At 74.6% G+C, this 10174-nt stretch carries 9 protein-coding genes; all 9 read right to left on the bottom strand.

Features of this window, described 5'->3' with window-relative positions; genetic code table 11:
- Nucleotides 1–1328 (bottom strand): non-homologous end-joining DNA ligase LigD (ligD, locus tag FB476_RS15130; RefSeq protein WP_141820937.1); only part of this gene is annotated, 1328 nt, incomplete at its 3' end.
- Between the two features lie 41 nt (nucleotides 1329–1369).
- Nucleotides 1370–2035, bottom strand: a complete 666-nt coding sequence (locus tag FB476_RS15125) for a class I SAM-dependent methyltransferase (protein WP_141820873.1) — start codon at nucleotides 2033–2035, stop codon at nucleotides 1370–1372.
- A gap of 166 nt (nucleotides 2036–2201) precedes the next feature.
- Nucleotides 2202–3461, bottom strand: coding sequence for an alanine racemase (locus tag FB476_RS15120; protein WP_141820871.1), 1260 nt, complete (start codon nucleotides 3459–3461; stop codon nucleotides 2202–2204).
- Entirely contained in the window at nucleotides 3458–4657 is a 1200-nt protein-coding gene (locus tag FB476_RS15115; RefSeq protein WP_141820869.1) for a pyridoxal phosphate-dependent aminotransferase, read from the bottom strand. The genes FB476_RS15120 and FB476_RS15115 overlap by 4 nt, the downstream gene beginning before the upstream one ends.
- A 101-nt stretch (nucleotides 4658–4758) precedes the next feature.
- On the bottom strand, nucleotides 4759–5577 hold the full coding sequence (locus tag FB476_RS15110; RefSeq protein WP_238329822.1) for a 2,3,4,5-tetrahydropyridine-2,6-dicarboxylate N-succinyltransferase: 819 nt from the start codon (nucleotides 5575–5577) through the stop codon (nucleotides 4759–4761).
- Nucleotides 5574–6563: a 4-hydroxy-tetrahydrodipicolinate synthase gene (gene dapA, locus FB476_RS15105; protein ID WP_141820867.1), complete on the bottom strand. Its 990-nt coding sequence runs from the start codon at nucleotides 6561–6563 to the stop codon at nucleotides 5574–5576. The genes FB476_RS15110 and dapA overlap by 4 nt, the downstream gene beginning before the upstream one ends.
- Nucleotides 6564–6640: 77 nt before the next feature.
- Entirely contained in the window at nucleotides 6641–7420 is a 780-nt protein-coding gene (locus FB476_RS15100; protein ID WP_170233681.1) for a 4-hydroxy-tetrahydrodipicolinate reductase, read from the bottom strand.
- Between the two features lie 262 nt (nucleotides 7421–7682).
- Nucleotides 7683–8348 (bottom strand): response regulator transcription factor, encoded by a 666-nt coding sequence (locus FB476_RS15095; RefSeq protein WP_141820863.1) that lies wholly within the window; start codon nucleotides 8346–8348, stop codon nucleotides 7683–7685.
- Nucleotides 8345–9829 (bottom strand): sensor histidine kinase, encoded by a 1485-nt coding sequence (locus tag FB476_RS15090; RefSeq protein WP_170233680.1) that lies wholly within the window; start codon nucleotides 9827–9829, stop codon nucleotides 8345–8347. Before FB476_RS15090 ends, FB476_RS15095 begins: the two co-directional genes overlap by 4 nt.
- Nucleotides 9830–10174: the final 345 nt, after the last annotated feature.

Here is a 10174-nt window from a genome sequence, read left to right as displayed (position 1 = left end):
CCGACGCTGCGCGAGACCTTCTCGGCCCAGGCGCGGGTGTCGGCGAAGCTGGGTCCGCGTCGGACCGGCACCCAGATCTGGATGCCCCGCTTCCCGGTCACCTTCGGGTAGGCGCGCAGCTGCAGCGCCTCGAAGGCCGTGCGGTGCAGCCGCGCCAGGTCGAGCAGCTCCTCCCAGGTCGTGCGGTCGCCGGGGTCAAGGTCGAACATCACGAAGGTCGGCAGGTCCGGTGCGTCGGTCCGCGAGGTCCACGGATGCCACTCCAGGGCGCCGAAGTTGGCGGCCCAGACCAGCGCCGCCGCCTCGTCGACGACGAGATAGGTCTGCGTCTCGCCCTTGTCGGCGTCGGGGTTGTCCCAGCGCGGCAGCCAGCTCGGCGCGTGCCGGGGCAGCTCCTTGTGCCAGAAGCCTTTCGCGTCGGCGCCGTCGGGATTTCGGTGCAGGTTGAGCGCCCGCCCGGCCAGGTGGGGGAGCGAGACCGGGGCGACCTGTGCGGCATACCGGAGCAGGTCGCGCTTGGTGACCGGCTCCTCGCCCTCCCGGGCGGGGAAGAGCACCTTGTCGAGGTTGGTCACCTTGAGGGTGCGGCCGAAGATCTCCCAGCTGCCCGACTCCCCGAGCGCGTCCAGCGCGGCGAGCTCGTCGTCGGTCGGCGGGTCGGGCACGGCGACCTTGAGCTCGACCGAGGCCTGGGCGGCGGGCAGGTCGCTGTGCCACTCGCGGTCGGGATCGGCGAGGACCTCGTCGTTGGTGCGGCCGCTGAGCACCGAGGTCGGGTGGTCCTCGGCGTCCCAGCCCTCGACCGCGTGCTCGTCGTGCTTGTGGAAGAGCAGCCACTGCTCCTTGTCGCCCTCCTGCCGCGCGGTGCGCACGAGCATGAAGACGCCGCGCAGCCGTTGGCCGTGGAGCACGACGTGGAGCGTCCCGTTCCTGATCGCCGTGGCCGGGTCCTCGTCGTCGTGCGGCTCCCAGGTGCCGGTGTCCCAGACGATGACGTCTCCGCCGCCGTACTCCTTGGCCGGGATGACGCCCTCGAAGTGCAGGTACTCCATCGGGTGGTCCTCGACGTGGATCGCCAGCCGGCGCACCTCGGGGTCGAGCGTCGGGCCCTTGGGCACCGCCCAGCTCGCGAGCACGCCGTCGACCTCGAGCCGGAAGTCGTAGTGCAGCCGGGTCGCGCGGTGCCGCTGCACGACGAAGACGCGCTCGCCGTCGCCGGGGACCGGGATGGTCCCGGCGGGCTCGGGCGTGCGCGTGAAGTCGCGCATCCGCCGATAGGTCTCCAGCGGCTGCTCGTCCTCGTCCGGGGTATGCCGCCCGCGCGCCATGGTGCTCACGGTGCCACGCGGGGACGGGCCCCGCAGGTCGGTCAGTCGGAGCGCCGGGCGAGCACGAAGGCCTGGTCCTCGCCCTCCCACTCGAAGGCGGGCGCGCGCACCAGCCGGGCGACCTCCTCGGCCCCGACGGCACCCAGGGCCGCGGCGATCTCGTCGGCGGTCCGGCGCCAACGGGTGAGGGTGACGTCGTGACCCTGCTCGGCGTACTTCGCCGAGAGGTCGACGGAGCCCTCGCCCGCCTGCAGCCCGAGCAGCAGCGAGCCGCCCGGTCGGACGACCCGGACCGCCTCGGCGAGCAGGCCGGGCAGCTGGTCGTCCGGGACGTGGATCGTGGAGTACCAGAGCAGCACGCCCGCGAAGGTCGCGTCGCCGAACGGCAGGTCCAGCAGCGAGGCCACCGTGAGGTCGACCCCTGGCGAGAGCCTGCGCGCCTGCTCCACCATGCCGGGGGAGAGGTCGACGCCGACGACCTGGCACCCCAGCCCGGTCAGGTGGCGGGCCATGCGGCCGGTGCCGCAGCCTCCGTCGAGGACGGTCCCGGCGTCGCGCACGCGGTCGGCGAAGACCTCGACCATCGCCAGCTCCAGCGGGCTCTCCGCCCGGGTGTCGGGCAGCGCACGGGCGTAGTCGTCGGCGATCGTGTCGTAGGCCTGCCGGACGTGGCCGGCCCATCGCTCGTCGTTCCGGTCCTCGTGCATGGCTCCCCTCCGGGCCGTGTCCTCGGTCTGCCGGCACCCTAGAGCACCGGACACGTGACATCGGTGCTCCTGGCGCACCGGCCGACCCTCGGGGCGTCACCTGCACCAACCAGGACCGTGGTGCCTCTCCCGCACCAGTGTCACGTCCCCCGCAGTGGGCTCCTGCTCAGGCGCTGACGACCGGGGCGACCGACACGACCGCCCGGTCCTGCACCCACACCTGCTCCGGCGGGCGGTGGGAGAGGAAGTGCGTCATCGCCTGGGTCGAGGCGTAGGCGCCGGCCTGGCCGAAGACCACGACGTCACCGGGGCGCAGGTCCTCCGGCAGGTCGCCGTTGCCGACGCGGTCCAGCGAGGTGCACAGCGGCCCGGCGAGGGTGGTGGGCACGAGCTCGCCACCCTGGCCGCTGGCCGACCGGCCGCCGATCACGCCCACGCCGGGGCGCACCGCCAGGGTCGGGAAGGACTGCCCGGTCATCAGGGGCCGCAGCAGGTGGTTGATCCCGCCCTCGAGCATGACGAAGCGCTCGCCGCGGGACACCTTGGTGCGCACCACGCGGGCGCAGTAGACCCCGGTCGGTGCCGAGAGCCAGCGCCCCGGCTCCAGCAGCAGCTCTCCACCGAACCACGGGTTCTCCGCCAGCACCCGCTCCAGCCCCGCGCCCAGGGCGCGCAGGTCGAGGTTGGGCTGGGCCGCGGCATACCGGACACCGAGGCCGCCGCCGACGTCGATCAGGTCGAGGTCGATGCCGTGCGCCTCGTGCAGGTGCCGGCCGATGCGCAGCGCGGTCCGGTGGTTGTCGAGCAACCGCCCGGCGTCGAGCTCGTTGCTCGCGGCGAAGACCTGCAGCCCGGTCACCCGCACCCGGTCGTAGCGCGCGGCCTCGGCGAGGAAGGCGTCGAGCTCCTCCTCGTCCACCCCGAAGGCGCTCGGTCCGCCGCCGCCGATGATGGTCGCGGTCTCCGTGATGCCGGAGGCGGGGTTGACGCGGACGCTCACGCGCAGCGGCTGCGCGCCGGAGTGCAGGGTATGCAGCCGCTCGACGTCCTCGATCCCGTCCACCTGGATCCGGGCGCCGGCGAAGAGGGCGGCCTGCAGGTCGCGCTCCGACTTCGCCGGACCCGCGACGACCATGCCCGAGCCGGTGCCGCCCGCCGCGAGCACCGCCGACACCTCCCCGGCGGAGGCGCAGTCGAACCACGCGCCCTCCGCCGCGAAGGTCTCCAGCAGCGGCAGGCCGGGGTTGGACTTCACGGCGTAGGCCAGCCGCACTCGACCGGGCAGCAGGGCCCGCAGCCGGCGGAACCGGCGGCGCGCCGCGTCGAGGTCGTAGGCGAAGAACGCCGTCGGGTGCTGCTCGGTGAGCTCCAGCAGCCGATCCTCGCCGAAGGCGAAGAGGTCGAGCGTCGAGGGTGCCAAGATCATGCCTCACACCAGGGCGCCAACCGCCCCAGTCCTTCCGTCAGGTCGTCGAGCGGGCCGCCGAGGCTGACCCGCAGGAAGCCGGCGCCGGCCGGGCCGAAGGCGTCGCCCGGCACCGTCGTCACGCGGCTGGTGTCGCGCACGCGGAGCGCGAAGTCGGTGGTGTCGGCAGGTGCCACGTCGTCGGGGACGGGCAGCCAGAGGTAGAAGCCGGCGCGGGCGGCTGATGCGCCGGCCCGCCCCGCGCTCCCTCGTGCCGTGTCCGCCCGCGCCAGCAGCCCCGGGGCCGCCCGCCCGGCCGTCTCCCACCGCACCTGCACGTGCTCGCGCGCCTCCTCCAGCACGCTGGCTGACGCGCGCAGCAGCGCCGTCGCCGCCCGCTGCGACGGGCCCGCGGGGGCGGTGGTCATCGCGTTGTGCACCACCCGCGCCGGCGCCAGCAGGGCCGGGTCGCCGACCGCCCACCCGACCCGAAGGCCGGGCGCGCCATACGCCTTGCTCACCGATCCGAGCACGATCCCGGCGTCGGGGCCGGCCGCCTCGTGCAGCCCGGCGGGGCGCTCGCCGACCCAGAGCTCGCGGTAGACCTCGTCCGAGACCAGCACCGCCCCGCGCCGCGCGCAGGCCTCGGCCACGGACGCCAGCGCCGCCGCGCTCGCGACACCGCCGGTCGGGTTGGCCGGGTGGTTGAGCACGACGAGCGAGACGTCGGGCTGGGCGTCGAGGGTCGCGACCAGGGCGTCGGCGTCGAGCACGCCGCCCGGCCCGAGCGGGTAGCCGGCGGCCCGGGCCTGGCACAGGTGCGCGAGCGAGCCGTAGGACACGAAGCCGGGGTCGGGCACCAGCACCGTGCTCCCGACCTCGACGTGGGCGGAGAAGAGCGCGAAGAGCGCCGCCTGGCTGCCCGAGGTCACCATCACCCGGTCCGCTCCCGGGGTCGGTATGCCGTTCAGCTGCCCGTGGACCTCGGCGACCGCCGCGACCAGCTCGGGCCTCGAGGCGTTGGGGCCGTAGGGGAGCGTCCCGTGCTCGGCGCTGACCGTGGCGAGCGCCTCGCGGGCGACCGCGGGCAGGGGCCAGCCGGGCTCGCCGAGCGCGAGGTCGATCGCGTCCTCGGGCGCCCCCACCGCCATCCGTCGGATGGCGGAGGGGGCGAGGCCGGTGACGCGGGCGGCGGTCCGTGCTCCGCCGCCCGCCACCGGGCCTGCGCCCTCCGTGCCCGCCGGAGCGGGTCCCCGAGACGCCGCCGTGCTCGCCGCTGCCGGGCCCCGTTCCCCTGCTGCGGCGGACGTCGGCGTGCTCACCGGAGGGCGTCCTCGAGCACCGTGGCGGCGTCCGTGGAACCGTCGCGGTACTTGACGACGACCGGTGCGTAGAGCGAGAGCCCCTGTGCCTCCGCCCAGGCTCCCCGCGCCGGCCGCGAACCCGGCACCACGACCGCACCCGCCGGCAGCTCGCCGCGCAGCTCGGTCTCGGTCACCAGGTCGTAGATGGTGGTCCCGGACGTCAGCGAGACGCCCGGGGCCAGGACCGCGCCCGCCCGCACGACCACGCCCTCGTAGAGCCCGCACTGGGCCCCGACGAAGGCGCCGTCCTCGACGACGACCGGCCGCGCGCCCACCGGCTCGAGCACGCCGCCCAGCTGGACGCCGGTCGAGAGGTGCACGCCCTCGCCGACCTGGGCGCAGGATCCGACGAGCACGTGGCTGTCGACCATCGAGCCCGCGCCGACGTGGCCCCCGACGTTGACGTAGCTCGGCGGCATGACGACGACGCCGGCCGCCAGGTGCGCGCCGCGGCGGACGGAGGTGCCACCGGGCACGATCCGCACGCCGTCGCCGAGGCCGAGCCGGCGAGCGGGCACGAGCGAGCGGTCGACCGCGCCACCGGGCCAGTCGAGCTCGACGGTCTCGCTGAGCCGGAAGGCCGCGAGGATGCCGCGCTTCACCCACGCGTGGGCCTGCCAGTCACCGTGCTCGCCGCGGGTGGCAGCACGGACGGTGCCGTCCTCCAGCGCCCCGAGCAGCTCCTCGACGCGCTCGCGCGCCTCGTCCTCGCCCGCCCGGTCGAGCCGGTCGGTGAAGAACTCCTCCAGGGTGGTCGCCACGGCGGTGCTCACGAGGCCACCCCGAGGAGGCGCTCGCCCAGGAGCACGGTGCGGCGGTGCGCCTGCAGGCCGGCGAGGGCCTGCTGCACGGTGGTCCAGGTGACCGGCTCGGCGGGCGACAGCGGCAGGCGGACCTGCGCGGTCGTCAGCCCGAGGCAGGCCAGTGCGGCCTTGACCGGCACCGGGTTGGTCTCGACGAACATCGCCTCGACGAGCTCGGCCAGCAGGGCCGCGGTCTCGCGGGCGGCGGGCAGGTCGTCGGCCATCGCCGCGTGCACGAGGCGGGCGGTCTCGACCGGCGCCACGTTGCCGACGACCGACACCAGGCCACGGGCGCCGACGGCGATCGAGGCGAGCGCCATGTCGTCGTCACCAGCCAGCACGGACCGGCCGGCCGGGGCCTGCTGGCACAGCCGGGCGATCTGCCGGACGTCGCCGGACGACTCCTTGAGCGCCACGACCTGCTCGACCTGCCAGAGCGCGCGCATCGCCGCCGGGGTGAGGTTCAGGCCGGTCCGGCTCGGCACGTTGTAGGCGATGATCGGCAGGCCCGGGGCGGCCTCGGCCACCGCGCGGAAGTGCGCGACGATGCCCGTGACCTGCGGCTTGTTGTAGTAGGGCGTCACGACGAGCAGCCCGTCGGCACCCGCCGCGGCCGCCTGCGCCGCGAGCTCGCAGGCCCGCTCGGTGTCGTTGTGCCCGACGCCCACGACGACGGGCACGTCGTGGCCGCTCGCCCGCGCCGCCTCGACGGCCTGGCGCACCAGTGCGTGCCGCTCGAGGTCGGTCACCGTCGCCGCCTCGCCCGTGGAGCCGAGCACCACCAGGTAGTCGGCGCCGAGGCCGCCGGCGAGCACGTGCTCGACGAGCCGCCCGAAGGCCGCGTGGTCGACCTCGGGCTTTCGCCCCTGGCCCACCGCGTCGAGACCGGTGACGAACGGCGTCGCCAGGGCGACACCGAGACCGGTGAACGGGGAGGAGCTGGGGCTGGTGGACATCGGGTGCCTCTCGGTCGGGGGCCCCGCGGTGCGGGACCCGCAGGTGGTGCGGAAAGAAGGGGTATGGCGTGGGCCGGTCAGGCGGCCGCGTCGCCGGGCGTGTGCCGGGTGTCGCCGGGCGCGGAGCCCGGCCCGGGCTTTCGGCCGGCGTCGGTCGGTGCGGCGTCGAGCAGGCCGCGCAGGTGGTCCTCGGCGAGGTCGTCGAGCGTGAAGACCCCGGGCCCGGGGCGCGAGAGCAGCCAGCGGGCGGCGGTGAGCGCGCCGGCCGCGAAGAGCTCGCGGCTGTGGGCGGTGTGACGCAGCGTGATGGTCTCGAGCTCGGAGGAGGCGACGACCTCGTGGTCGCCGACCACCGAGCCGATGCGCAGGCTCGTGGTCTGCACCTGCTGGGCGGGCAGGCCGGCGCCCTCGGCGACCGCGTCGCGTAGCGTCAGGGCCGTCCCGCTGGGGGCGTCGACCTTGGCGCGGTGGTGCACGTCGGTGACGGCGAGGTCGACGGGGACCGGCGCGTGCGCGGCATACCCGCCGAGGACGCGAGCCAGCCGCCGCACCAGGGCGACGCCGACCGAGAAGTTGGGGGCGACCAGGACCCGTGCACCCGACGGCAGCCCGTCGAGGAGGGCGGTGTCCCAGCCGGTGGTGCCGATGACGAGCGGGGTGCCGGTGCGCACGGCCCAGTCGAGGTGGGCGGGCACCGCGGCGCCGGTGCTGACGTCGATCGCGACGTCCACGGGGGTCGCGGGCACCTCGCCGCGGCCGACCGCCCACTCGACGACCAGGTCGTCGGTGGCGTCGGCGGCGTCCCGGATCGCCGAGCCGAGGCGTCCGGTGCCGAGGAGTCCGAGAGAGATGGGCACCCGACGAGTATGCAGCCCTTCCGGACCTTCGCAGGATCACGTTTGTGCAGGTCAGAGAGGGTATGCGGTGAAATCGTGCCGCCGCCGGACGATCTCCTGCGGGGAGCCCGGCCAGCGCTGCGGGACGTCCCGCGAAGTGGCGAAAAGTCGGTAACGCCGGATCGGTCCCGAGGACACGCCCGAGCGCACCGGCCCAGGCGAGCACATGCTCGCTCAGGCCGGTCCGGCCGGGCGTGTCGCCGGGACGAAACCGCCCGAGCGCCTAGGGACGCACCAGCCCCGACCGGTACGCCAGCGCGACGAGCTGCGCCCGGTCGTGCGAGCCGGTCTTCATGAGCAGCCGGGAGATGTGGGTCTTGACCGTCGACTCGGACACGAAGAGGATGCGGGCCAGGTCGGTGTTGGTCGGGGCGTCGGCCATGAGCTTGAGCACCTCGATCTCGCGGCGCGAGAGGTTCTCCAGCGTGGGGCGGCCGGTGCTGTCGACGGGTGTCCTGTCGCGGAGCCGGTCGATGACCTTCGGCGCGACCATGGGGTCGATCCAGGCCCCGCCGTCGGCGACCGCGCGCACCGCCTCGGCCAGGCCGGACGGCGCCGCCTGCTTGAGCATGTAGCCCGACGCCCCGGCCTGCAGCGCGCCGTAGAGCGCCTCGTCGTTGTCGAAGGTCGTGATGACGAGCACCGCGGTCACCGAGTCGGGGTCGTCCTGGTGGTCCTCGGTGATGCGGCGGGTCGCCTCGATCCCGTCGACCCCCGGCATCCGCACGTCCATGACGATGACGTCGGGCCGGTCGCGTCGGGCCAGGTCGACGGCCTCCGCCCCGTCCGCGGCCAGCCCGAGGAGGTGCATGTCGGACTCGGCGGAGATCATCATCGCCAACCCGTCCCGCACCTCCTGCTGATCGTCCGCCACGACGACGCGGATCACCGGGGCCTCCCACCGTCGGGGGAGGTGGCGGCAGGACCGGACAGCCGCGACCCGTGCTCGACGCGCGGCGCGGACGCCTGCTCGACGCGCGGCGCGGACGCCTGCTCGACGCGCGGCGCGGACGCCTGCGCTGACGAGGCCCCGGGGGGCGCGGCGGACGAGGTCCCGGGCGTCTGCGCGGGCACGGCACCCGACGTCGCTCCGCGGGCACCGTTCGCGCCCGGCTGCACGGTCCGACGCGTGCTCACCGGCGTCAGCGGGAGCACGGCGGTCGCGACGAACTCGTCACCCACCCAGCCGGACTCGAAGGTGCCACCGATGAGCTCGACGCGCTCGCGCAGGCCGACCAGGCCACCGCCCCCGTGGGACGCGCCGGGCTGTGGTCCCTCGAGGCCGCTGCGGCTGCGGACCTGCAGCTGGAGGTGGTCGGGCTGCCAGTTCTGGAAGATGTCGACGATGGCTCCTCGTCCTCCGTGCTTCATCGCGTTCGTGAGGGACTCCTGCACGACACGGTATGCGGCGAGACCCACCGACGGGTCGAGACGGACCGGGGAGCCGGCACGGTGGACGTCGACGACCAGCCCGCTCTGGCGGGTGATGTCGACCAGCGGCTCGATGTCGTCGACGCCGGGCTGGGCGCTCGACTCGGCGTCGGGCCGCTGCTCGGGGACGGGCTCCTCGCCGCCGCGCAGCACGCTGAGGAGGCGGTGCAGCTCGCGCATGCTCTGCGAGCCGGTGTTCTCGATGGTCGCCAGGGCGCGCTCCACGGTGGCGAGGCGCACGTCGTCGACATCCTGCCGCATACCCGCGGTCACGGCCTTGGCGCCGGCGGCCTGCATCATCATCGCGCTGACCGAGTGGGCCAGGATGTCGTGCAGCTCGCGGGCGATGCGTCGCCGCTCGTTGGCGGCGGCCAGCTGGCCGTGCTCGGCGAGCTGGTCGGGCAGGCCGATGGCGGCCAGGGTGGCGAGCCGGTCGCGGCGGCCGAACACCCACACGGAGTAGGAGATGCCGCTGAGCAGCACCAGGCCGAGCCAGTACTCGTTGTCGTGCACCGCCTCGTAGACCGTCAGCCCCACGAGCTGGACGGTGATCGTCAGCAGCAGGGCGGCCACGGCCAGCCAGCGCTGCTTGACGAGGGCGGCGGCGCTGAAGAGCGTGATGAGCATGCCGGCCATCGGCACGCTCGGCGTCGCGGCCAGCGCGAAGGAGAGCGAGAGCAGGCTGATGGCGATCAGCGCGGGGACGGGTGCCCGGCGGCGGAGGAGCAGGCCGGCGTAGACGAACGCCATGAGCGGTCCGAAGACCGCGATGTCCAACGACCACGAGCCCCACAGCGTGAAGCGGGAGCCGTCGCGTCCCTGCGCCGGCGGGATGATCGTGAGCAGGTCCAGGACGAGGGCCGCCACCGTCACGAGGAAGAAGCCCACGCGGCGTCCCGCGGGAAGCGGTCGCACGTCGCCGGAGAACCAGGTGCGCAACAGGCCCTCCTTCCGCGGTCGCCGTCGTCCGTGTCCCATCTCTAGCAGACGCGGTGCGCCGACGGCAGGGCGCGGGCGCGAGGGGTAGGGGGTGGTCGTCCGATGTGCTCGTCCCTGTCGCCCCCTGCTGCGACAGGGACGAGCACATCGTGCCGGTCGGGCCGACACAGGGTGAACCCCGTGCACCACCTGTGTCACGGCCTGCCCCTGGGTCTGCGAACCGTCGCGACTGGGACGCCCTACCGTCATGTCTCTGTGGTTCTCCACTACCAGGCCTAGGCCCTGACCTGCACACGCACATCCTTCGTGAGGCCGCCATCGGAGCGCGTCATCCTGCAGGCGGAT

The sequence above is a fragment of the Ornithinimicrobium humiphilum genome (assembly GCF_006716885.1).
GTDB classification, from domain to species: domain Bacteria; phylum Actinomycetota; class Actinomycetes; order Actinomycetales; family Dermatophilaceae; genus Ornithinicoccus; species Ornithinicoccus humiphilus.
This window is presented reverse-complemented; position numbering and strand designations above follow the sequence as displayed.